The sequence below is a fragment of the Georgenia sp. SYP-B2076 genome (assembly GCF_003991205.1).
Lineage (GTDB): Bacteria > Actinomycetota > Actinomycetes > Actinomycetales > Actinomycetaceae > Georgenia.
On sequence record NZ_RXOZ01000033.1, the window covers coordinates 94,929 to 115,780 of the forward strand.

The window sequence follows — 20,852 nt, forward strand, 5'->3', positions numbered from 1 at the left end:
GGGCCCCCTTCTTGGTGGACTGGATGAGTACCGACCGTGCTCATCCAGTGGCGGCCCCGGCAGGAGGGCCGCCGTCAGAGAGGTGGATCCCATGACCAGCACCAGCAAGGAGCAGCGCCCGGGTGCCCCGGCCGGCGGCAGCATGCGTGCCGCCGTCGTGCACGAGCTGGGTGCGCCCCTCGCCGTCGACACCGTCGCCGTCCCCGAGCCAGGTCCCTTCCAGGCCCTGGTCCGGGTCGAGTACACCGGGGTGTGCCACACGGACCTGCACGCCGTCCACGGTGACTGGCCCGTCAGGCCCACGCCGGCCTTCATCCCCGGCCACGAGGGCGCCGGCACCGTCGTGGCCGTCGGCGAGTCCGTCACCCGCGTGCGGGTGGGGGACAGGGTCGGGAACGCGTGGCTCGCCAGCGCCTGCGGGGAGTGCGAGTACTGCGAGACCGGCTGGGAGACGCTCTGCGCGAGCCAGCAGAACAGCGGCTACTCGGTGGACGGCTCCTTCGGCCAGTACATGCTCGTCGACTCGCGCTACTGCCCGCGCATCCCGGACGGCGTGGACCTCGCCGCCGCCGCGCCGATCCTGTGCGCCGGCGTGACCGTCTACAAGGGTCTGAAGGTGACCGATGCCAGGCCGGGCGAGTGGGTGCTGATCTCCGGGATCGGCGGCCTCGGGCACATCGCCGTGCAGTACGCCGTCGCGATGGGGCTGCGGGTGGCCGCCGTCGACGTCGAGGACGCCAAGCTGGACCTCGCGCGCACGCACGGCGCCGAGGTGACCGTCAACGCGGCGACCACCGACGACCCCGCCGCCGAGATCACGGCCCGCACGGGCGGCGTGCACGGCGCGCTCGTCACGGCGGTCAACGCGCATGCGTTCCCCCAGGCCGTGGGGGCGCTGCGCCGCGGGGGCACGGTAGTCCTCGTCGGCCTGCCGCCGGAGAGCTTCCCGCTGGACATCTTCACCACGGTGCTCTTCGGCCTGACCGTCCGCGGCTCCATCGTGGGCACCCGCAAGGACATGGAGGAGGCGCTCGACTTCTTCGCCCGCGGCAAGGTCGCCCCGACGTTCACCACCCGGCCGCTGGCCGACGTCAACGAGATCTTCGCGGAGATGGCGGCCGGGCGGATCGACGGGCGCGTCGTCATGGCGATGGACCTCTAGAGCCGGGCTCGCGCTGCGCCGCGGTCCGGAAGGTGCGCGCGGGTGCCGGCGGACCTGGTTCGCCGGCACCGCACGCGCGGGCGCAGCGGGCCGCTGCGTCGCGCGCGCCTGGCGTCAGGCCGTGCCGGCCCGCTCGCGTCGCCGCTCGATGACCTCCGGGACCACGCGCCAGCCGATGAGCAGCACGGCGAGCACGAGCGCCGTCACCAGCGGGAACGCGCCGGAGACCCCGCCGCCGGTGAGGGCGCGCAGCGCCAGGCCGACGATCACCGTGCCCGCCCAGATCACGACCCCGGAGGGCCAGAGGATCAGGGGCACGGACCGCACCGGCGTCATCCAGGCCACGGCCAGTCCGACGAGGAACGGCCACGCCGTGTCGAGGAGCTCGCTGAGCGGCGAGCCGTGCATCGTCAAGCCGACGATCGCGAAGACGAGCACGCACACCAGGTCGATGCCGAACCACCAGAACGGGTGGATGGGGCCGGAGGCGATGGGTTCGGGGTCAGTCTCCATCAGCGCAGCCTCCCCAGGTTGGCCAGCGCCTGGCGGAGCAGGCTGGCGTGGCCCTCGCTCATGTCACCGAGGACCTCGGGGGTGAGCGCCTCGGCGGGGGTGAGCCACGTCATCTCCAGGGTGTCGTGGCTGGGCCGGCAGTCGCCGACGACGGGGACGATGTAGGCGAGGGAGACGGCGTGCTGGCGGGCGTCGTAGAACGCGCTGCCCGGGGTAGGGAAGTACTCGCCGACGGCGTAGGGCTGCGGCGCCAGGGGCAGGCGCGGCAGCGCCATCGGCCCGAGGTCCTTCTCGAGGTGGCGCTCCAGCGCCTGCCGGATGGTCTCGTGGAAGAGCACCCGCCCGGAGACCAGCGCGCGGGAGATCGTGCCGGCGTCGGTGGCGCGCAGCAGCAGGCCCACCGCCTCCAGCTCCCCGTGCGCGTCCACGCGGACGGGCAGGGCGTCGATGTACAGGATGGGGACCTTGCGGCGGACCAGGTCGAGGTCCTCGGGGGAGAGCCAGGGACCGAGGTCGCCGCTCGCGATGTCATTCACCCCTTGTTTCTATCGTGCCGGGGCGCTCGATGCGAGGTCGGCCCGCGGGCACGCGCGCGCCTGGCCCGGTCTCGGCCGGGAAAGGGCGTGAAACGATGGTGCGCGAGAGGGGACTCGAACCCCTACGCCCGAAGGCACCAGGACCTAAACCTGGCGCGGCTGCCAATTACGCCACTCGCGCTCGCGATCGAGCCTACGCGGCCTGGAGTGTCGTGCCCGACGTCGGCGCGCGGGCGGGCGGCAGCCGGCCGGGACCACGACAGCAGGTGACCGGTCACGAGACTGTCAGTAGATGACCGGTCACGCCCCTGTGCGCGTAGATGACCGGTCATGCCTGGTGTTCGGCGGCTCACACCGTGCGCTAGTACTTGACCTGTCGGCGCCTCTAGTCCACGGCCAGCAGCTTGCGCAGCCGCGCGACGTGGCCGGTGGCCTTGACGTTGTACTGCGCCAGCGTCACGGCGCCGTCCGGGGCCACCACGACCGTCGAGCGCACGACGCCGACGTAGGTGCGCCCGTAGTTCTTCTTCTCGCCCCAGGCGCCGTACTCCTCGAGGACCTCGTGGTCGGCGTCGGACGCGAGCGGGAAGGTCAGCGACTCCTTCTCGGCGAAGCGCGCGAGCTTGTCGGGGCCGTCGGGCGACACGCCCACCACGGCGTAGCCGGCGGCCTGCAGCGAGGCCAGGTTGTCGCGGAAGTCGCACGCCTCCTTCGTGCACCCGGGCGTGGCCGCGGCGGGGTAGAAGTACACGATCACGCCCTTGTCCGTCGCCTGCCGGAGCTCGGCGAGACGGATCCGGCCGCCGTCGGCCGTGGGAAGGGTGAAGTCGGGGGCGGGGTCGCCGGGGGCGAGACGAGGCACGTACTTCTCCAGGAACGAAGGGGCGGGGTTCAGTCGATGCCGAGCTCGGCGCGCAGCGCGCGGACGTGCCCGGTGGGGTCGACGTCGTAACGGGCGACGACGAGCGAGCCGTCGGGGTCGACGACGAAGGTGGAGCGGTGCACGGTGTCGAAGGTGCGCCCGCCGAAGGTGACGGGTCCCCAGGTGCCGTAGGCGTCGGCGACGGCGTGGTCGGCGTCGGACGCGAGGGGGAAGGTGAGGTGCTCCTCGCTCGCGAAGGTCCGGAGTGCCTCGACGGGATCGGCGGAGACGCCGACGACGGCGTACCCGGCGCCCTGGAGGGACGCGAGGTTGTCGCGGAAGTCGCAGGCCTGGGTGGTGCATCCGGCAGTGCCGGCCTTCGGGTAGAAGTACACGATGACGCCCTTGTCGCTGCGGGCACGCAGGTCGGCGAGGGAGACCTCGCCGCCGTCCGCGGTGGGCAGCGTGAAGTCGGGGGCGGTCTGGGTGGTCCGGAGTGCGGTCACGGGAGCTCCTGGAGACGGGGAACGCGGTCGGGCGTGCTGTCACCCATCCTCGCACCTCGGGCCCGGATCGCTCATGAGGTGGTCCGGAAAACCGCCCCACCGAGGCCGCGCGCCGGGCCCGGGCCGGGGCGTTGACAGGCGCGTGCGCGGGCTGGAACGGTTCTCAGGGTTCCGTCTGCCTGGCTCGCGTGAAGAAGGTCCGCTCATGGCTGCGCACGATGACGTCACCGGGATCCCCCAGCCGACGAAGGGCATCTTCCGGCGCAAGCCGATCCATGACGAGAGCGGCGGCCACCCGTTCGAGCGGACGATCGGGCTGTGGCAGCTGACCGCCATCGGGCTCGGTGCCATCATCGGCGCCGGGATCTTCGCCCTCGCCGGGCCCGTGGCCAAGCACGACGCCGGGCCCGCCGTCTCGCTCTCCTTCATCATCGCCGGGATCGCCAGCGCGTGCGCGGCGCTGTCCTACGCCGAGTTCGGCGGGCTCATCCCCAGGGCCGGCTCCGCGTACACCTACGGCTACGCCGTGCTGGGCGAGTCGGTCGGCTGGTTCATCGGCTGGGACCTGCTCCTGGAGTACACCGCCATCGTCGCGGTCGTGGCGATCGGCGTCTCCCAGTACGTCGACTTCTTCGTGGAGAGCTTCGGGGTGAACCTGCCCACCTGGATGCTCGGCGCCCCCGGCACCGGCGGCGGCCACCGGGTCGACCTGTTCGCGGTGATCCTCTGCCTGGGGGTGGCCTGGCTGCTCAACCGTGGGATCAAGACGAGCGCCCGGGTCGAGACGTACCTCGTGTTCGTCAAGATCGCGATCGTCGTCGCCGTGATCGTCGTGGGGGCGTTCTTCATCAAGGGCGAGAACCTCAACCCGTACATGCCCTACGGCTTCGGCGGGGTCGCCACCGGCGCCGCGACGGTGTTCTTCGCGGTCTTCGGGTACGACGCGATGAGCACGGCGGCGGAGGAGACCAAGGACGCCGAACGCAACCTGCCCAAGGCGATCCTGCTCTCCCTGAGCATCGCGATGGTGCTCTACGTGCTCACCGCAACCGTCCTGACCGGCATGCAGCACTACACGCAGCTGTCCGACACGGCCGCGTTCGCGTACGTCTTCCAGGCGGTGAACCTGCCGGTCTTCGCCCAGATCGTCGCGGTCGGCGCCATCGTCGGCATCATCACGGTACTGTTCTCGTTCTCGCTCGGAGCCTCGCGCGTGTGGTTCGCGATCAGCCGCGACGGCCTGCTCCCCGGGTGGTTCGCCAAGACCAACGCGCGGCACTCGCCCCACCGGCCTGTGTGGATCGTCGGCATCGTCTCCGCCGCCATCGCCGGCTTCGTCCCCATCGGGGACGCCGCCAAGCTGACCAACATCGGGATTCTGCTCGCGTTCATCGTGGTCTCGGCGGCCGTGATCATCCTGCGCTACCGGTCCCCGCACCTGCCGCGGACCTTCCGGACCCCGTGGATGCCCGTCACCCCGCTGCTCGGCATCGCCTTCTCGATCTGGCTGGTCACCGAGCTCGACATCCTCACCTGGCTGCGGTTCCTCAGCTGGTTCGTCCTCGGCGTGCTCGTGTACGCGCTCTACGGCTACCGCCACGCCAAGCTCGGGCACGGCGAGGTGGTGCACACCGACGACGCCTGAGCGCACCGGCGGCGGGCCCCGTCACGGGGGTGGTCTATCGTGGCGGCGTCCGGCGGCGCCGCCCGCCGGCCCCAGCCGCGGCTCGTCCCGCCGACGGTCCCGCGACAGGAGGCCGACATGCCCGAGCGAGCCGGCCGCGGCGTCCGGGTGGTCCGTGCGCAGCGCCGCGGGCGCCGGGAGCGCGTCCGGGACATCCCCCTGGTCATCGCCGCGGGCGGCGCCCTCGGCGCCGTCGCCCGCTACGGGCTCTCCGTGGCGCTGCCGCGCGGACCCGGGTCCTTCCCCTGGTCGACCTTCCTGACCAACGTCCTCGGCTGCCTGCTCATCGGTGCGCTCATGGTCGTCCTGACGGAGGTGGCGGGGCGCCCGCACCGCCTCGTGCGTCCCTTCGTCGGCGTGGGGGTCCTGGGCGGCTTCACCACGTTCTCGACCTACGCCGTCGACACCTTGCGGATGGTCGACGCCGGGGCGCCGGCGACGGCGTTCGCCTACCTGCTCGGCACGCTGCTCGGGGCCCTCCTGGCCGTGGAGGCCGGGATGGTCATGACCAGGGCCCTGACCCGGGCCCACCGGCAGAGGGGGATCTGACGTGATGACACCCGGCGCGCGGGCGCTCCGCCTGACGGTCTTCGTCGGCGAGTCCGACGTCTGGCACCACCGGCCCGTCTACTCCGAGATCGTGCACCGCGCGCACGCGGCCGGCCTGGCCGGGGCCTCGGTGTTCCGCGGGCTCGAGGGGTACGGGACGGTCAACCGCATCCACACGAGCCGCATCCTCAGCCTGAGCGAGGACCTGCCGTTGAGCGTGGTCATCGTCGACGAGGCCGAGCGCATCCGCGCGTTCCTGCCCCAGCTGGACGGGCTCGTGACGGCGGGCCTGGCGATCGTCGACGAGGTCGAGGTCGTGCGGTACTTCGGGCGCCCCACCGGCGGGCGCCCGTCGTGACCGTGCTGCTCGTGGTGCTCGGCGCGGCAGTCGGCGCCCCGCTGCGGTACTACACCGACCGTGCCGTCCAGGCCCGCCACGACTCCGTCTTCCCCTGGGGCACGCTCGTGGTCAACGTGGTCGGCTCGTTCGTGCTGGGCGTCCTCGTCGGCGGCGCGAGCGCGGGCGGGGTCTCGCCCGCCGTGCTGACCGCCGCGGGCGTGGGGTTCTGCGGGGCGCTGACCACGTACAGCACCTTCGGGTACGAGACGGTGCGGCTCACCGAGGACGGTGCCAACCTCTACGCCCTGCTCAACGCCGCCCTGTCCGTCGCGGCCGGGCTGGGCGCCGCCGCGGGCGGCCTCACGCTCGCGCGGGCGATCTGGGGCTGACGCAGGCGCAGAGTGAGCCGGTACAACAAGAATCCCCGCCCTGCGGTGCAGGACGGGGATCTCGGTGGTGCGTCGCCCGGGACTTGAACCCGGAACCCACTGATTAAGAGTCAGTTGCTCTGCCAATTGAGCTAGCGACGCTCGCAACAGAGAGAAACATTAGCAGCCGGGGAAGGGCGGTCTCCAATCGAGACGCTGTGGGACGCGTCACCCCGCCGGGCGGGGGAGGGCGCAGGCGTCCGCCGCCGTGGCCACGACCTGCGGTCTCGTCGGCACGGCGGGGCGTGCCCCGCCCTCCCAGTCCGCGCCGGTGAGGAACCCGTGCGCGGCCAGCGACGCGGCCTCGGGTGCGGCGAACACCCGGGACCGGGTCAGGAACCGCACGCCCTCCGGTCCCTCCAGGCTGAAGCCGGCCCCGCGCCCCGGCACGACGTCGAGGATGAGCTGGGTGTGCTTCCAGAGCTCGAACTGGGGGCCGGAGATCCACACCGGCACCCCGTCCGCGTCGCCCGGCGCCTCGGTGCCGACCTGCCCCACGGCGAGCCGGACGTCGAGCAGGCCCAGGAGCACGTCCCGGTCGCCCACGATGAAGTCGCCCTGCGGGTAGCACATGGGCGAGGAGCCGTCGCAGCACCCGCCGGACTGGTGCATCATCAGCGGCCCGTGCTGCGCGCGCAGCCGGTGCAGCAGCGCGACCGCCGCGGGCAGCGCCACCACGCGCGGCTCGATCTGCGTCGTCGTCCCGGACATCGTCGTCCTCCGTCGGTCGTCCCGGGGAGCATCCAGCAGGCCATGCCTGCCGGATGCTCCCCGGATCATGGGGATGGCAGCGGCGCGGGGCGACCCGGCCGCCGCGGGGTGCGGCCGGACTAGAAGTAGCCCTGCGCACCCTCGGCGTACGAGACCAGCAGGTTCTTGGTCTGCTGGTAGTGGTCGAGCATCATCCGGTGGTTCTCGCGCCCGATGCCCGAGGCCTTGTACCCGCCGAACGCGGCGTGCGCGGGGTACTGGTGGTAGGTGTTCGTCCACACACGCCCGGCCTGGATGTCCCGCCCCGCCCGGTAGGCGGTGGCCCCGTCCCGGGACCACACACCGGCCCCCAGCCCGTAGAGGGTGTCGTTGGCGATGCGGATGGCGTCGTCGTAGTCCTTGAACGTCGTCACCGCCAGCACCGGCCCGAAGATCTCCTCCTGGAAGATGCGCATGGAGTTCTCGCCCCGGAACACGGTGGGCTCGATGTAGAACCCGCCGTCCAGGCCGTCGACCGAAGCGACGTCGCCGCCGGTGAGGACCTCGGCGCCCTCCTCCTTGCCGATCGCGAGATAGCTGCGGATCTTCTCGTACTGGTCCGAGGAGGCCTGCGCGCCGACCATCGTGGCCGTGTCCAGCGGGTTGCCGCGCCGGACGGCCCGGGTGCGCGCGATGGCGAGGTCGATGAAGTCGTCGTAGATCGACTCCTGGATCAGGGCCCGGGAGGGGCATGTGCATACCTCGCCCTGGTTGAAGGCGAACATGGTGAAGCCCTCGAGGGCCTTGTCGCGGTAGCTGTCGTCGGCGCGCATGACGTCCTCGAAGAACACGTTGGGGGACTTCCCGCCGAGCTCCAGCGTGACCGGGATGAGGTTCTGGGAGGCGTACTGCATGATGAGCCGGCCGGTGGTGGTCTCCCCGGTGAACGCGATCTTGCGGATGCGGGGGCTGGAGGCGAGCGGCTTGCCTGCCTCGGTGCCGAAGCCGTTGACCACGTTGAGCACGCCGTCGGGCAGGAGGTCCCCGATGAGGCTCATCAGGTACAGGATCGATGCCGGCGTCTGCTCGGCGGGCTTGAGGACGACGGCGTTGCCGGCCGCCAGCGCGGGCGCGAGCTTCCAGGTGGCCATGAGGATGGGGAAGTTCCACGGGATGATCTGCCCGACCACGCCCAGTGGCTCGTGGAAGTGGTAGGCGACGGTGTTGTCGTCGAGCTGGGACAGGCCGCCCTCCTGGGCGCGGATGGCCCCGGCGAAGTACCGGAAGTGGTCGATGGCCAGCGGGATGTCCGCGGCGAGGGTCTCGCGCACGGGTTTGCCGTTGTCCCAGGTCTCGGCCACCGCGATCTTCTCGAGGTTCTCCTCGATGCGGTCGGCGATGAGGTTCAGGATGCGCGCCCGCTCGGCGACCGACGTCTTGCCCCAGGCGGGGGCCGCGGCATGGGCGGCGTCCAGCGCGAGCTCGATGTCCTCGGCCGTGCCGCGGGCCACCTCGCAGAAGTCCTCGCCGGTCACGGGGGAGGGGTTGGCGAAGTACTGCCCCTTGACGGGCGGGACCCACTTCCCGCCGATGTAGTTGTCGTAGCGCTTCTCGTACTTCATCACGGCACCGTCGGTGCCGGGTGCGGCGTAGGTCGTGCCGGATGTCTCGGCGGCGTCCGTCGCGGTCGTGCTGGGCTCGGCGTACATGGTCATGCCGGATACTCCCTCTCGACTCCGGCTCCTCGTTGAGCCGGTTCGTCGACCCTAGGTGAGAATCCGGCGTCCGGATAGGGCAACCTTTGGGGTCAGGGGGTCAGCGGGTCAGCACCTTGCGGGCCAGGGAGTTGCCGACGAACTGCACGGCCTGGACCAGCACCACGATGACCAGCACGGTGATCCACGTGACCGCCCAGTCGAACCGCTGGTACCCCTGGGTCAGGGCGAAGTCACCCAGCCCGCCGCCGCCGACGAGGCCGGCCAGGGCGGACATGTCCACGACCGCCACGAAGATGAACGTGTACCCGAGGATCAGGGGCGCGAGCGCCTCGGGGATGACGACCGTGCGGATGATGCGCATCGGCGAGGCGCCCATCGACCGGGCCGCCTCGATCATCCCGGGGTCGAGCGCCACGAGGTTCTGCTCCACGATCCGGGAGGTCGCGAAGGACGCCATGATCGCGGCGGGCACGATGAAGGCGTCGGTGCCGATGCGCGAGCCGGTGAGGAGGATGGTCACCGGCCCGACGGCGGTGAGGAAGATGACGAAGGGGATCGGGCGGATGAAGTTCACCAGCAGGTTGAGCACGGTGAACACGGCGTTGTTCGCGAACAGGCCGCCCCGCCGCGTGGTGTACAGCGCCAGGCCCAGCACGAGGCCGATGACGCCGCCCACACCCATCGCGATGGCGACGATGTAGACGGTCGTCCCGAACGCCTCGAGGAACTGCGGCCAGCCCTCCGCCCAGTCGAACTTCATCGCAGCTCCTCCAGCTCGGGGTACTCCTGCACGTCGGTGAACGACCGAAGCTCGGCCAGCGCCTGGTGGATCGCGGCGCGCTCCCCGGTCAGGGCCAGGGTGAGGGAACCGAACGGGCGCTCGCCGATCTCGGTGATCCCGCCGTAGACGATGGCGCCGTCGACGCGGTGCTCGCCGAGCGTGCGCATGAGGCGGGCGCTCGAGCCGGTGTCCTCCTGGATGCCGACCGTCACGAGGTGGCCGGCGTGGCTCGCCGCCAGCCGGCTCAGTACCTCAGGGCTGGGCCGGTCCCGCAGGGACGTACCGACGAACCGGCGGGTGGCCTCCTGCTGCGGGCGGGAGAAGACGTCGTAGACGGCGCCGAGCTCGACGACCCGCCCCCGCTCCATGACCGCGACGCGCTCGCACAGGTACTTCACGACGTCCATCTCGTGGGTGATGACGACGATGGTGAGCCCCAGCTCGGCGTTGACGCGGCGGAGCAGGCCGAGGACGTCGCGCGTGGTCTCGGGGTCGAGCGCCGAGGTGGACTCGTCGGCCAGCAGGATCTTGGGCTCCCGGGCGAGCGCGCGGGCGATGCCGACGCGCTGCTTCTGGCCGCCGGAGAGCTTGTTGGGCCGCACCTGCGCCTTGTCGCGCAGGCCCACGAAGTCGAGGAGCTCCGCGACCCGCGCGTCGCGGCGGGCCTTGTCCCAGCCCGCCACCCGCAGGGGGTAGGCCACGTTCTCCGCGACCGTCTTGGAGGGGAAGAGGTTGAACTGCTGGAAGATCATCCCGATGTCCGCGCGCACGGAGCGCAGCCGCTTCTCGCCCAGCGCGGAGACCTCGGCGCCGTCGACGACGAGGGTGCCGGAGGTGACCGGCTCGAGCCCGTTGATGAGCCGGACGAGGGTGGACTTCCCGGCGCCGGAGTAGCCGATCACGCCGAAGATCTCGCCCTCGCCGATCGTGAGCGTCACGTCGTCGACGGCGTGGACCGCCCTCGGCCCGTCGCCGAAGGTCTTGTGCACGCCGTCGAATCGGATGATCTCGCTCATGAAGTCATTGTCCCTGGGTCGGGGCGACGCACGAAGGCCGGCGGCGGGCACCCCGCCGCCGGCCCGCGCGGTGGTCACTCGGGCAGGCTGGCCTGGACCTCCTTGAGGATGTCCTGCAGCTCGCTGGCCGGCTGGTCCGCGATGGACGCGGTGCCGCCGGAGGCCTCCTGGACGGCGTCGAGCACGCTCTTGTCGTGGAAGATCTCGACGAGCTTGGTGTACGTCGGGTTGTCGGCGTCCTCGGCGCGCGCCACCCAGACGTTGATGTACGGGCGGGCGCCCTCGCTCTCGGCGCTGTCGGCGAACAGGGCGTCGCTCGCCTTGAGGTTGGCGTCCTTGAGGAAGTCGTTGTTGACGATCGAGCCGTCCACCGAGTCCAGCGCGACGACGGTCTGGTTGGCGTCGACCGGGGTCACGGTGACCTTCGAGGCGGCCTCGTCGATGTCGCTGGGCTGCGCGACCACGCCCACGCCCTCCTTGAGCTTGATCAGCCCGGCGTCCTGGAGCACGAAGAGCGCCCGCGCCTGGTTCGTGACGTCGTTCGGGATGGCGATCTCGCCGCCGTCGGGGATCTCGTCCACCGTCTTGTGCTTCTGCGAGTACAGGCCCAGCGGGTAGACGGCGGTGGCGCCGATCGGGGTGAGGTCCTGGTTGTCGGCCTTGTTGTACTGCGCGAGGTAGAGGATGTGCTGGAACTGGTTGAGGTCCAGGTCACCGTCCGCCAGGGCGGGGTTCGGCTGGTTGTAGTCCGAGAAGTTCTGGATGTCGACGTGGATGCCGTCCTCCTCGGCCAGCTTCTCGAAGATGGGCCACTGCGGGTCGGACGAACCCACGACACCGATGCGGACCGGGTTCTCCTCGGTGCCCTTCTCGTCGGCTCCGGAGCCGGAGTCCGAGCCGCCGCAGGCGGCGAGGGTGAGAGCGAGGGCGGCGGAGGCCGCGAGGGCGGCGCCGCGACGCAGGCGGTTCGACATGAGGGTCCTTCGTTCGTGAGCCGGATGGTGGCGGCGCAGGGCCGCCGGGTCCGGGGGGAGACGCGACGCGGGGGAGCGCCGACAGGACAAGCGTCCAGCGAGACCGCGCCCGACGCGATCCCGCTCCGGCATTTTCTCACCATTTGAGAGGGCGTTCTCATCCCGTTGCCGCGGGTCGCCGGTGAGCGGGGCGCGTCCCCGGACGGCGGGCCCTACGTTGGGAGCATGGCCCTGCCCGCGCGCCCCGAGCTGAGCTTCCTCACCTTCGTGCCCTACGAGGCCCCGGGGCGGGCGGCGGAGTCGCTCCGGGACGCCCTCGACCTCTTCGCGTTCGCCGAGGACCTCGGCTACGACATCGGCTGGGTGCGCGTGCGCCACCTCGAGCGGTTCCTCTCCTCGCCGCTGACCCTCTTCGGCGCGCTCACCGAGCGCACCGAACGCATCCGGATGGGGACGGCGGTCCTGCCCATGCGCTACCTGGACCCCGTCACGACGGCCGAGGCCGCACGGTCGACCTGCTCTCCGGCGGACGCCTCGAGCTCGGCGTCGCCGGGGGCATCGCGCCCCTGGCCCCCGTGCTCGACACGGTCTTCGGGACCGCCGCCCGGGACTTCTCGGCGGAGGCGCAGCACCGGATCGCCCGGCTGCGCGCGGCGCTGCGCGGCGAGGCCGTCGCCGTGACCGGCGGCGACGGGCCGCTCGGCGCTGCCGGCACCGAGCTGACGGTCACGCCGCACGCCCCGGGGCTGGCGGACCGCGTCTGGTACGGGCCGGGCTCGCGGGCCACCGCCGAGCGCACGGGCCGCAACGGGATGGACCTCCTCGTCTCCACGCTCAACACCGAGGACACCGGCCAGAGCTTCGAGGAGGGGCAGCGGGACCAGATCCGCGCCTACCGGGCCGCCTTCGACGTGCCCGGGCGCAACCCCCGCGTCAACGCCGGGCGCATCATCCTGCCCAGCGTCACGACGTCCGACGACGCCCTCTTCCGCGACTACATCGACTGGTACGACAACCGTTTCGACGCGCGGGGACGCCCGAAGGACGGCAGCCTCGGCGTCTTCAGCCTCACCCACCACGGCCGCCCGGACGACGTCGTGGCGGGCCTGGCCGCCGACGTCGCGCTGGCCGAGGCCACCGGTCTCGACGTCGTGCTGCCCGCCGACGCCACCCCCGAGATGAGCCGCCGCATCCTGGAGAACGTCGCCACGACGGTGGCCCCGGCGCTGGGGTGGACGCCCGCGCGCTGACGGGCGCACCGGCGGTGCGGGTGGGTGCGCGGACGGACGACTCGTGCCCATGGGCGGCAGGTCCCGGCGGCGTCACGGTAGGTTGAGGGCGTGTCGAAGCCGATTGTGACCCTTGCGACCTCTGCCGCGCTGCCCAACCTCAGCGAGGATGACGCGCCGCTGCCCGATGCCCTCGCCGAGCGCGGCATCGAGCCGCGCGTCGCCGTCTGGGACGACCCCGACGTGGACTGGGGCCAAGCCGGGCTGGTGGTGCTGCGCTCGGTGCACGACTACGCGAACCGCCGTGACGAGTTCGTCGAGTGGGCGGCCACGGTGCCCAAGCTCGCCAACCACGCCGACGTGGTGCGCTGGAACACCGACAAGCACTACATGGTCGAGCTCGAGAAGCGCGGCATGCCGACCATCCCGACGACCTGGCTCGAGCCGGAGCAGAAGCTCAACAAGCACCAGCTGCACACGCGCTTCCCCGCGGGCGGGGACTTCGTGGTCAAGCCCGCCGTCTCGTCCGGCGCGCACGGCACGGGCCGGTACACGGCGGTCGACGGGTACTCGCGGATGGCGGCGATCGAGCACGCGATGGAGCTGCTCAACGAGGGGCGCTCGGTGATGGTGCAGCGCTACCTGGAGTCGGTGGACAACCGGGGCGAGACCGCGCTGATCTACATGAACGGGCTCGTCTCGCACGCCGTCGAGAAGGAGGCCATGCTCGGGGGCGCCTTCCGGCCCGACGTCGAGGCCCCACCGGAGGTCGCGCACGCCAGGGAGGCGACGGCCGCCGAGTGGCAGCTCGGGGAGCAGGCCCGCAACGCGATCCACTCCTACATCAAGAGCCGGATGGGCCGGGACGAGCAGCTGACGTTCTGCCGCATCGACGTCGTCGAGGGGACCCAGGGGCAGATGCACGTGCTCGAGGTCTCGCTCGTGGACGCGTCCCTCTACCTGTCCACCACCCCCGGCGCGGTGGACAACTTCGCCGACGCGATCGCGGTGCGCGCGTTCTGGTGACCGGCTGCGGAAGATGACGAAGGGCGGCCCCGCACCGGCGGGGCCGCCCTTCGACCATGGGGTGAGTGACGGGACTTGAACCCGCGACATCCGCGACCACAACGCGGCGCTCTACCAGCTGAGCTACACCCACCATGCGCACCGGGAACATCCCCGGCAACAGTGGACCAGCATAGCGGATCGCCGCACGCCCCCTAAATCCGACGGCCGTGGTCTAGGTCACGTCCCCGCGCGGTCAGGGCCGTTCGGCCGTCTCCTGCGCCGCCGACGCCTCCCTGGTCTGCGGCCCGCCTGCCCCGGCCGCCGCCTCCTTCGCCAGCTGCGCCACGACGAGCGCCGACGACGTGGCGGAGACCTCGGCGGCGGCCTTCTTCGCGGCCTTGGAGTCGGGGCCGTCTCCCGAGGGGAAGAGCACCGTGCGGTAGTACCGGAGCTCGTCGATGGACTCCAGGATGTCGGCGAGCGCCCGGTGCCCGCCGTTCTTGGCCGGGGACTGGAAGTACGCGCGCGGGTACCAGCGGCGGGCGAGCTCCTTGATCGAGGAGACGTCGATGATGCGGTAGTGCAGGTGCTCGACGAGGTCGGGCATGTCCCGGGCGAGGAACGAGCGGTCCGTGCCCACCGAGTTCCCCGCGAGCGGGGCCCTGCGCGGCTCGGGCACCCACTGCTTGACGTACTCGAGGACCCTCTCATGCGCCTCGGCCATGGTCAGCCCGTCGTCGAGCTCGGTGAGCAGGCCGGAGCTCGTGTGCATGGTCCGCACGACGTCGTCCATCTGCTCGACCGTCCCGGGGGTGGGGGCGATGACCAGGTCGATGCCCGCGTCGAGCGGCCTCAGCTCCGAGTCGGTGACGACGACGGCGACCTCGATGAGGGCGTCCTTGGCAAGGTTCAGCCCAGTCATCTCGCAGTCGATCCAGACGATGGCGTCCTGGGGTGCAGTGTTTCGGCTCACCGGGCAAGGGTAGCCGCGGCCGCCCCGTGCGCCCCCATTCCCTGGGGCGCTCCGCATTCCTGCCCGGTTCGGCGTCCCACCCGGTTCCCCATCCCGCCCGGCGCGGCGGCGGCCGCGGTGCTGCAATGGGCGGATGAGCGTGACGGTCCTCGTGGCACTGCTGGCGAACCTGCTCGTGGCCGTCGCCAAGTCGGGGGCCGCCGCCGTGACCGGCTCCGCCTCGATGGTGGCCGAGGCCGCGCACTCCTGGGCGGACACCGGCAACGAGGTCCTCCTCGTGGTCGCGGACCGGCGGTCGCGCCACGGGCCGGACGCCTCCCACCCGCTCGGCTACGGGCGCGAGGCCTACGTGTGGTCGATGTTCGCGGCCATCGGCCTCTTCGCCGCCGGGGCCGGCGTCTCCATCACGCACGGGGTCCAGGAGCTGGTGCACCCGTCGCCCGCGTCCGACTTCGGTGTGGCGTACATCGTCCTCGCCATCGCGTTCGTGCTGGAGGGCATCTCGTTCCTCCAGGCGTTCCGACAGGTCAGGCGCGAGGCAAAGGCGGTCAGACGGGAGCTGCTGCAGCATGCCCTGGAGACCTCGGACCCCACGCTGCGCGCCGTCTTCGCCGAGGACGCCGCCGCCCTGGTCGGCCTGCTGATCGCGTTCGCGGGCGTGCTGGCCCACCAGATCACCGGCTCGCCGACGCCCGACGCGATCGGGTCGATCGCCGTCGGGCTGCTGCTGGGCGTCGTCGCCGGCGTCCTGCTCGACCGGAACCGGCGGTTCCTCGTGGGGGTGGAGGCGTCCCCGCACCTGACCGCCGTCACCCTCAGGCACCTCATCGCCCTGCCCGACGTCGCGCGGGTGACGTACCTGCACATGGAGTTCGTCGGGCCGCGGCAGGTGTACCTCGTCGCGTCCGTGGACCTGCAGGGGGACGAGGCCGAGTCCCGCGTGGCGACGCGGCTGCGCTCGCTGGAGCGGCAGCTGGAGGAGCTCCCGCTCGTGCTCGAGGCCGTGCTCACCGTCTCGCGCCCCGACGCTCCCAGCCTCGTCCCGGGGGTGCCCTCACCCCCCAGGGCGTGAGAGGTCATCTACTGACCGGGTCCGAACATCCCACTCACGCCGGGACGGGTCGCCACACCATGGGCCCGCCGGCGATGAAGGCGTTCACGGTCGCCGGGACGTCCAGGTCCTCCTCGACGAGGACGGACTCGAGGAGACCGTAGGCGCCGAAACCGAGCACCCGGGCGGCGGTCTTGACGTCGACGTCGACGGTGGCGCCCTCGGGCGCGGCGAGCTGGCGGGCCGCCCGGGCCGCGGTCTTCTCCGCCTGCCGGATGAGTCTGTCGCAGACGGCACGCACCACGGCGGGGTCCCCGTCAGGGCCCAGGAAGGCGGCATAGACGTGGCGGCGCTCGACGACGTGGCTCACCAGTGCGGTCAGCCACCCCGCGTACTCCTCCATGTCGTCCGTGCCCGGTGCGGCGGGGGCGGCGATCCGCGTCAGCAGGTCGGCGACGAGTGTCTCGGCAAGTTCGGCGACGCTGTCGAAGTGCTTGTAGAAGGTCGTGCGGTGCACACCGGCGCGCCGGCACAGCGCCGAGACATCGATGTCGGCCGGCGGCATCTCCTCGGCCATGTCCATCAGGGCCTCCTGGAGCGCAGCGAGGGTGCGCTGGGCGCGCGGGTCCGAGCTTCGGTAAGCAGCCATGGACGTAATGTCGCAGGTCACAGGGCTATAAGTCCATTGGTGCTACGAATGATGGCCAGCGGGCTCCGCGGGACAGCGCGCGGACGGTGCCCAGCGCGGACGGTGCCCCCAGCAGGACTCGAACCTGCAACCTACGGATTAGAAGGCCGTTGCTCTATCCATTGAGCTATGGGGGCCGCACTACCAGAGATTAGCGGCACGGGCCCCCCTCCCGCGGCGACCCCCACGTGCGCACCGGCGCGCGTCCCGTCGCACCCTGTCGTATCGCCGATAATGGCCGGGTGCCCCCTCAGCCCACGGATGTCGTCGACCGCGCCGGCGTCGACCGCGCCGATGCCGGGCCCACCGACGCCGGGCGCGGGGACGTCCCGCCGTCCGCCCGCGTCGGCGTCCTCACGGACCTGCGGGCCCACGTGGAGCGTGTGCGCCTCCCGCTCGACGTCCCGGGCGCACCCCAGCTGCGCGCGCTGCGCGAGGAGCTGCTGACCCAGATCGACACCCGCCTGCTCCCGCGGCTGCGCGAACCCGCGGCGCCCGCCGTCGTCGTCCTCGCCGGCTCCAGCGGTGTGGGGAAGTCCACGCTGCTCAACTCGGTGGTCGGCGCGGACGTCAGCGCGGCGGGCGTGCTGCGCCCGACGACGCGCCGGGCCGTCCTGGCGGTCCACCCGGACGACGCCGCCGCGCTCCGCGCGAACCCGCTCGCCGGTCAGGTCGACGTCGTCACGGACGACGTCGTGCCCGCGGGCCTGGCGCTGCTGGACGCGCCCGACATGGACTCCGTCCACGCCGAGCACCGCGTCACGGCGGCCGCGCTGCTGGACGCGGCGGACCTGTGGGTGTTCGTGACCACCGCCGCCCGCTACGGGGACGCCCTGCCGTGGCGCCTGCTCACTCGCGCCGAGGAGCAGGGCGTGGCCACCGCCGTCGTGCTCAACCGGGTGCCGGCGCGCGTGCTGGCGGAGGTCCGCCGCGACCTCCTCTCCCGCATGGCCGCCCTCGGTCTGGGCTCGGCACCGCTGTTCCTCGTCCCGGACGCCGGCCCGCACGAGGGGCCGCTCGATCCCGCTGCGGTCGCCGAGCTCGGCGGCTGGCTCTCGCTGGTGGCGGGCCGCCACCAGCTGGCCGGGATCGTGCGCCGCACCGATCGTGGCGCGCTGACCGGGATGGCGGACCAGCTGCTCGCCCTCGCCGCGGGGGTCGAGGCCCAGGTGGACGCGACGGCGGAGCTTCGGGCCGCCGCGGCCGACGCCGCGAGCGCGGGCGCCCTGGCGGTGGCCGACGCGATCCGTGAGGGCCGCGCGGCGGACGGCGCCCCCACGACCCGCTGGCTCGCGCTCACCTCGACCGGCGGCCCGCTCGCCCCGGTGGTCGCCGGGGCCCGGGTGCGGGCCGGCTGGCGCGGGCGCGCGCTGGCCGACCGGAGCGCCGCCGCGCGCGCGGCGGGGGTGGAGGCCGCGGCGGAGGTGGAGGCAGTCCTCGGGGACGCCCTCCGCGCCGCCGCCGCGGCGGCGCTCGCGGCCTGGCAGCCGGTCCGCCTCGGCGCGCAGCGGCTCGGGGGGCCCGCCGCGCCGACGTCCGCGCTGGGCGCCGTCCCGTCGGCCGGGTCACGGGCCGCCGGCGCCGTGCAGGCCTGGCGGGACCGGGTGCTCGCCGACGCCGCGCCCCTGGCGCCGCGCGTCGCCAGGGTGATGGACGCCGAGTCGCTGGCCGCCCTCGTCGTGGCGGCCGCGGCGGGACTGCGCGGGGCGAGCGTCGCGGTCGGGACCACGCTGGGCGACGACGGCGCGGCGCTGGTCGAGCGGGCCCGTGCGGACCTCCTGGGCCGCGCCGGGGAGGCCGTGCGCGGCGCCGTCCAGCCGTACCTCGACGCGCTCGACCCGCCGGCCCCCGAGCTCGCCGCCGCCCTGCGGCTGCGCGCCGCCGACCTCCGGGAGCAGGCATGACCTTGACGACCACCGTGACGGCGACGCCGGCGCGGCACACCCCGCACGGGGCGGCGCTCGCCGACCGCGCCGCCGCGCTGACGGCCGCGCTCGACACGGCGGGCGCGCAGGTCGACCCCTTCGTGGCCGCCCGGGCCCGCGAGGGCCTCGCCGGCGTGCAGGCACGCCTCGCCGTCGGCGTGGACCGCACCGTGGTGGCCCTCGTGGGCGGCACCGGTTCGGGCAAGTCCTCGCTGTTCAACGCCATCTCCGGGCTGCGCTTCGCCGACGTCGGCGCCCTGCGGCCGACGACGGACGAGGCGGCGGCCTGCGTGTGGGGCGGCAACGCGGACGCGCTCCTGGACTTCCTCGAGGTCTCGCCGGCGCGGCGCATCGAGCGGGAGTCCGTGCTCGACGGCGAGAACGAGCGGGCGCTGCACGGGATGGTGCTCCTCGACCTGCCCGACCACGACTCCATCGCCCTGGAGCACGCGGCCGAGGTGGATCGGCTCCTGCCCCTGACCGACGTGCTGGTCTGGGTGGTGGACCCGCAGAAGTACGCCGACAACGCCCTGCACGAGCGCTACCTGACCGCCCTGCGCGGGCGTCAGGAGAACATGCTCGTGCTGGTCAACCAGGTCGACACGATCCCGCCCGCAGCCGTCGAGCGGGTCCGGGAGGACGTGCGGGCCCTGCTGGTCGCCGACGGCCTAGACCGGGTGGAGGTCCTGGCGACGTCGGCGCTCGAGCACACCGGCATCGAGGCGGTACGCGAGCGGCTCGGCCGGGCCGTCGCCCGGCCGTCCGTGGCGGCCAGCACCGCCGCCGCCGAGGTCGACGCGGTGTGCGCGCGCCTCGCCCCGGCGGTCGGCGCCGCGGGCGCCGACGCGACCCCCGGCGAGGTCGCCGTGGCCGACGCCGCGGCCGCCCTGGCCCGCGCGGGCGGAGCCGTGGCGCTCGCCGACTCGCTCCGGCCCTCGGGCCGCGGGGACGGCCCCGCCCGGCCCGAACCAGCGGCGGAGGCGGCCGTGGCGGCCCTGCGGGACGGCTGGGTGGCCCGGGCCCGGGAAGGGCTGCCGGCCCGCTGGGCGGCGGCGGTCGACGAGGCGGTCGCGCCCGCGGCCACGCTGCGCGCGGCCGTGACCGAGGCCGTCGGCGCCGTCGCGGTGCCGGCGGCACGCAGCCGGCGCGCGGACCGCCAGATCCTGTTGGCGGCCCTCTTCGCCGTCGCCGGGGCCGGCTGGGCCGCCGTCGCGCTGGTCCAGGCGTCCGGATGGCTCGTGGTCCTCGCGCCGGCGGCCGTCGCCGTGGCCGCGGGCGCCGTGCTGCTCGCCCGCGCCCGGGCCGTCCGGCGGGCCGACGTCGCGGCCCTGTCCGCGGACTACGTCGAGCAGGTGACAGTGCGGTGCCGCCGCGTCGTGGAGGAACAGCTGGTGTCGCCGGTGGCGCTCGTCCTGGGCCGCCACCGTCAGCTGCGCGGGGCGCTCGACCACCGCTGACACCGGTACGTCCACAGCACGCGCTGATGCCGTCGCGTGCACAGTCCGGGCGGCGTGGCCTGTCACCCACCCGCCGGGACCGGCACCGTGGCGCCCGGGGCCGGCGCCGGGCCCGCCCCGGACGGAGGAGCGAGCATGAGCGACAAGGTCGAGATCACGGTCCGCGGCCGGGTGGGCACCGAGCCGGTGCGCCGGGTCGGGGCGAGCGGCACCACGTGGGTCACGTTCCGCCTGGGGGCCACGCCCCGGGCGCGCGACCGCGTCACCGGGGAGTACAAGAACACCGAGACCCAGTGGTTCACCGTCAAGACGTGGGGCGACTTCGCCGAGAACGTCGGGGTCTCCCTCGGCCGCGGCGTCCCCGTCCTCGTCCAGGGCAGGGTCTACGTCGACACGTGGTCCGGGGAGGGCGGCGAGCGCTGGGACCACGTGATCCACGCCCAGACCATCGGGGTGGAGCTGTTCGGCGGCACCGTGAAGTACCTCCGGACGATCCGGGAGAGCGCCGCCGCACCGCCCGAGGGGGCGCCGGGCGCCACCCCGGACCTCACCGGACTGGACGGCCAGGGGGAGCGTCCGCTGTCCGACGGCGCGCCCGCGGCGCGCCCAGTGGACCCGGGGGACGACCCCGAGGACGGCACCGACCTCGACGAGAAGCGGCCCGGCTACCTGATGTCGGACTCGGGGATCCCCGTCGGGTGACCACCGCCGGGCGGCTCGCGGCCGGATGGCCTGCGCCGGCCGAGCCGTGCGGAGACTCAC

At 73.1% G+C, this 20,852-nt stretch carries 23 protein-coding genes and 4 tRNA genes; 12 read left to right on the forward strand and 15 right to left on the reverse strand.

Going from position 1 to position 20,852, the window contains the following annotated elements:
* Positions 1–142: 142 nt before the first annotated feature.
* Positions 143–1,162: an alcohol dehydrogenase AdhP gene (adhP, locus tag EJK16_RS14525; protein WP_127130894.1), complete on the forward strand. Its 1,020-nt coding sequence runs from the start codon at positions 143–145 to the stop codon at positions 1,160–1,162.
* Positions 1,163–1,276: 114 nt separating this feature from the next.
* Here adhP and EJK16_RS14530 read toward each other — a convergent pair whose 3' ends face one another.
* The 5 genes from EJK16_RS14530 to bcp (EJK16_RS14550) form a co-directional block, all read right to left on the reverse strand.
* Positions 1,277–1,675, reverse strand: a complete 399-nt coding sequence (locus tag EJK16_RS14530; protein ID WP_127130550.1) for a DUF3054 domain-containing protein — start codon at positions 1,673–1,675, stop codon at positions 1,277–1,279.
* On the reverse strand, positions 1,675–2,211 hold the full coding sequence (locus tag EJK16_RS14535; protein WP_127130552.1) for a DUF4916 domain-containing protein: 537 nt from the start codon (positions 2,209–2,211) through the stop codon (positions 1,675–1,677). The genes EJK16_RS14530 and EJK16_RS14535 overlap by 1 nt, the downstream gene beginning before the upstream one ends.
* Before the next feature lie 96 nt (positions 2,212–2,307).
* Positions 2,308–2,392 (reverse strand) — tRNA-Leu (locus EJK16_RS14540).
* Between the two features lie 204 nt (positions 2,393–2,596).
* Entirely contained in the window at positions 2,597–3,073 is a 477-nt protein-coding gene (gene bcp / locus EJK16_RS14545) for a thioredoxin-dependent thiol peroxidase (protein ID WP_127130554.1), read from the reverse strand.
* A gap of 29 nt (positions 3,074–3,102) precedes the next feature.
* Entirely contained in the window at positions 3,103–3,579 is a 477-nt protein-coding gene (gene bcp / locus EJK16_RS14550; RefSeq protein ID WP_127130556.1) for a thioredoxin-dependent thiol peroxidase, read from the reverse strand.
* Between the two features lie 205 nt (positions 3,580–3,784).
* Between bcp (EJK16_RS14550) and EJK16_RS14555 the strand changes: the two genes are divergently transcribed.
* The 4 genes from EJK16_RS14555 (at position 3,785) to crcB (EJK16_RS14570) (ending at position 6,541) form a co-directional block, all read left to right on the forward strand.
* Entirely contained in the window at positions 3,785–5,224 is a 1,440-nt protein-coding gene (locus EJK16_RS14555; RefSeq protein WP_127130558.1) for an amino acid permease, read from the forward strand.
* Positions 5,225–5,341: 117 nt separating this feature from the next.
* Positions 5,342–5,812 (forward strand): fluoride efflux transporter CrcB, encoded by a 471-nt coding sequence (gene crcB / locus EJK16_RS14560; protein ID WP_127130560.1) that lies wholly within the window; start codon positions 5,342–5,344, stop codon positions 5,810–5,812.
* Positions 5,813–5,816: 4 nt separating this feature from the next.
* Positions 5,817–6,170, forward strand: coding sequence for a DUF190 domain-containing protein (locus tag EJK16_RS14565; protein WP_127130896.1), 354 nt, complete (start codon positions 5,817–5,819; stop codon positions 6,168–6,170).
* Entirely contained in the window at positions 6,167–6,541 is a 375-nt protein-coding gene (crcB, locus tag EJK16_RS14570) for a fluoride efflux transporter CrcB (RefSeq protein ID WP_127130562.1), read from the forward strand. Before EJK16_RS14565 ends, crcB (EJK16_RS14570) begins: the two co-directional genes overlap by 4 nt.
* Positions 6,542–6,606: 65 nt before the next feature.
* On the opposite strand, the gene EJK16_RS14575 is transcribed toward crcB (EJK16_RS14570), so the two are convergent.
* From EJK16_RS14575 to EJK16_RS14600, 6 genes are all read right to left on the reverse strand, one after another.
* Positions 6,607–6,682 (reverse strand) — tRNA-Lys (locus tag EJK16_RS14575).
* A gap of 66 nt (positions 6,683–6,748) precedes the next feature.
* On the reverse strand, positions 6,749–7,291 hold the full coding sequence (locus EJK16_RS14580; RefSeq protein WP_127130564.1) for a DUF779 domain-containing protein: 543 nt from the start codon (positions 7,289–7,291) through the stop codon (positions 6,749–6,751).
* A 119-nt stretch (positions 7,292–7,410) separates the two neighbouring features.
* The gene (locus EJK16_RS14585; protein ID WP_205739786.1) at positions 7,411–8,985 is read right to left on the reverse strand and encodes an aldehyde dehydrogenase family protein; all 1,575 of its coding nucleotides are present in this window, start codon (positions 8,983–8,985) and stop codon (positions 7,411–7,413) included.
* 100 nt (positions 8,986–9,085) lie between these two features.
* The gene (locus EJK16_RS14590; RefSeq protein WP_127130566.1) at positions 9,086–9,748 is read right to left on the reverse strand and encodes a methionine ABC transporter permease; all 663 of its coding nucleotides are present in this window, start codon (positions 9,746–9,748) and stop codon (positions 9,086–9,088) included.
* Positions 9,745–10,785, reverse strand: coding sequence for a methionine ABC transporter ATP-binding protein (locus EJK16_RS14595; RefSeq protein ID WP_127130568.1), 1,041 nt, complete (start codon positions 10,783–10,785; stop codon positions 9,745–9,747). The genes EJK16_RS14590 and EJK16_RS14595 overlap by 4 nt, the downstream gene beginning before the upstream one ends.
* 74 nt (positions 10,786–10,859) lie before the next feature.
* A complete protein-coding gene (locus EJK16_RS14600) occupies positions 10,860–11,759 on the reverse strand; it encodes a MetQ/NlpA family ABC transporter substrate-binding protein (protein WP_127130570.1) in 900 nt (299 codons plus the stop codon).
* Between the two features lie 225 nt (positions 11,760–11,984).
* Between EJK16_RS14600 and EJK16_RS14605 the strand changes: the two genes are divergently transcribed.
* The 3 genes from EJK16_RS14605 (at position 11,985) to EJK16_RS14615 (ending at position 14,014) form a co-directional block, all read left to right on the forward strand.
* Positions 11,985–12,440 (forward strand): LLM class flavin-dependent oxidoreductase, encoded by a 456-nt coding sequence (locus EJK16_RS14605; RefSeq protein WP_127130572.1) that lies wholly within the window; start codon positions 11,985–11,987, stop codon positions 12,438–12,440.
* Positions 12,335–13,009: a hypothetical protein gene (locus EJK16_RS14610; RefSeq protein ID WP_127130574.1), complete on the forward strand. Its 675-nt coding sequence runs from the start codon at positions 12,335–12,337 to the stop codon at positions 13,007–13,009. The genes EJK16_RS14605 and EJK16_RS14610 overlap by 106 nt, the downstream gene beginning before the upstream one ends.
* A 90-nt stretch (positions 13,010–13,099) precedes the next feature.
* The gene (locus tag EJK16_RS14615; RefSeq protein ID WP_127130576.1) at positions 13,100–14,014 is read left to right on the forward strand and encodes a RimK family alpha-L-glutamate ligase; all 915 of its coding nucleotides are present in this window, start codon (positions 13,100–13,102) and stop codon (positions 14,012–14,014) included.
* Between the two features lie 57 nt (positions 14,015–14,071).
* Here EJK16_RS14615 and EJK16_RS14620 read toward each other — a convergent pair.
* Positions 14,072–14,147 (reverse strand) — tRNA-His (locus EJK16_RS14620).
* Between the two features lie 102 nt (positions 14,148–14,249).
* A complete protein-coding gene (gene orn, locus EJK16_RS14625; RefSeq protein ID WP_240646103.1) occupies positions 14,250–14,918 on the reverse strand; it encodes an oligoribonuclease in 669 nt (222 codons plus the stop codon).
* A gap of 184 nt (positions 14,919–15,102) precedes the next feature.
* Between orn and EJK16_RS14630 the strand changes: the two genes are divergently transcribed.
* Complete coding sequence (locus EJK16_RS14630; RefSeq protein WP_127130580.1) at positions 15,103–16,041, forward strand: cation diffusion facilitator family transporter; 939 nt, start codon at positions 15,103–15,105, stop codon at positions 16,039–16,041.
* A gap of 34 nt (positions 16,042–16,075) precedes the next feature.
* Here the strand turns inward: EJK16_RS14630 and EJK16_RS14635 are convergent, their stop codons facing one another.
* On the reverse strand, positions 16,076–16,669 hold the full coding sequence (locus tag EJK16_RS14635) for a TetR/AcrR family transcriptional regulator (RefSeq protein WP_127130582.1): 594 nt from the start codon (positions 16,667–16,669) through the stop codon (positions 16,076–16,078).
* A 103-nt stretch (positions 16,670–16,772) separates the two neighbouring features.
* Positions 16,773–16,845, reverse strand: a tRNA-Arg gene (locus tag EJK16_RS14640).
* Between the two features lie 105 nt (positions 16,846–16,950).
* Here EJK16_RS14640 and EJK16_RS14645 point away from each other — a divergent pair.
* The 3 genes from EJK16_RS14645 to EJK16_RS14655 all read left to right on the forward strand — a co-directional run bounded on the left by EJK16_RS14645 (position 16,951) and on the right by EJK16_RS14655 (position 20,792).
* A complete protein-coding gene (locus EJK16_RS14645) occupies positions 16,951–18,612 on the forward strand; it encodes a GTPase (RefSeq protein WP_127130584.1) in 1,662 nt (553 codons plus the stop codon).
* Positions 18,609–20,090 (forward strand): GTPase, encoded by a 1,482-nt coding sequence (locus tag EJK16_RS14650; RefSeq protein ID WP_127130586.1) that lies wholly within the window; start codon positions 18,609–18,611, stop codon positions 20,088–20,090. Before EJK16_RS14645 ends, EJK16_RS14650 begins: the two co-directional genes overlap by 4 nt.
* A gap of 135 nt (positions 20,091–20,225) precedes the next feature.
* Positions 20,226–20,792, forward strand: coding sequence for a single-stranded DNA-binding protein (locus EJK16_RS14655; protein ID WP_127130588.1), 567 nt, complete (start codon positions 20,226–20,228; stop codon positions 20,790–20,792).
* Positions 20,793–20,852: the final 60 nt, after the last annotated feature.

Excerpts from the sequence above, each read along its gene's own strand:
- EJK16_RS14600 (WP_127130570.1), bottom strand. The coding sequence starts at position 11,759 with ATGTCGAACCGCCTGCGTCGCGGCGCCGCCCTCGCGGCCTCCGCCGCC.
- orn (WP_240646103.1), bottom strand. The coding sequence starts at position 14,918 with ATGACTGGGCTGAACCTTGCCAAGGACGCCCTCATCGAGGTCGCCGTC.
- EJK16_RS14650 (WP_127130586.1), top strand. The coding sequence starts at position 18,609 with ATGACCTTGACGACCACCGTGACGGCGACGCCGGCGCGGCACACCCCG.
- EJK16_RS14565 (WP_127130896.1), top strand. The coding sequence starts at position 5,817 with ATGACACCCGGCGCGCGGGCGCTCCGCCTGACGGTCTTCGTCGGCGAG.
- EJK16_RS14605 (WP_127130572.1), top strand. The coding sequence starts at position 11,985 with ATGGCCCTGCCCGCGCGCCCCGAGCTGAGCTTCCTCACCTTCGTGCCC.
- EJK16_RS14635 (WP_127130582.1), bottom strand. The coding sequence starts at position 16,669 with ATGGCTGCTTACCGAAGCTCGGACCCGCGCGCCCAGCGCACCCTCGCT.
- EJK16_RS14530 (WP_127130550.1), bottom strand. The coding sequence starts at position 1,675 with ATGGAGACTGACCCCGAACCCATCGCCTCCGGCCCCATCCACCCGTTC.
- EJK16_RS14655 (WP_127130588.1), top strand. The coding sequence starts at position 20,226 with ATGAGCGACAAGGTCGAGATCACGGTCCGCGGCCGGGTGGGCACCGAG.
- EJK16_RS14555 (WP_127130558.1), top strand. The coding sequence starts at position 3,785 with ATGGCTGCGCACGATGACGTCACCGGGATCCCCCAGCCGACGAAGGGC.
- EJK16_RS14580 (WP_127130564.1), bottom strand. The coding sequence starts at position 7,291 with ATGTCCGGGACGACGACGCAGATCGAGCCGCGCGTGGTGGCGCTGCCC.
- EJK16_RS14595 (WP_127130568.1), bottom strand. The coding sequence starts at position 10,785 with ATGAGCGAGATCATCCGATTCGACGGCGTGCACAAGACCTTCGGCGAC.
- EJK16_RS14585 (WP_205739786.1), bottom strand. The coding sequence starts at position 8,985 with ATGACCATGTACGCCGAGCCCAGCACGACCGCGACGGACGCCGCCGAG.
- EJK16_RS14590 (WP_127130566.1), bottom strand. The coding sequence starts at position 9,748 with ATGAAGTTCGACTGGGCGGAGGGCTGGCCGCAGTTCCTCGAGGCGTTC.
- crcB (WP_127130560.1), top strand. The coding sequence starts at position 5,342 with ATGCCCGAGCGAGCCGGCCGCGGCGTCCGGGTGGTCCGTGCGCAGCGC.
- EJK16_RS14630 (WP_127130580.1), top strand. The coding sequence starts at position 15,103 with ATGAGCGTGACGGTCCTCGTGGCACTGCTGGCGAACCTGCTCGTGGCC.
- adhP (WP_127130894.1), top strand. The coding sequence starts at position 143 with ATGCGTGCCGCCGTCGTGCACGAGCTGGGTGCGCCCCTCGCCGTCGAC.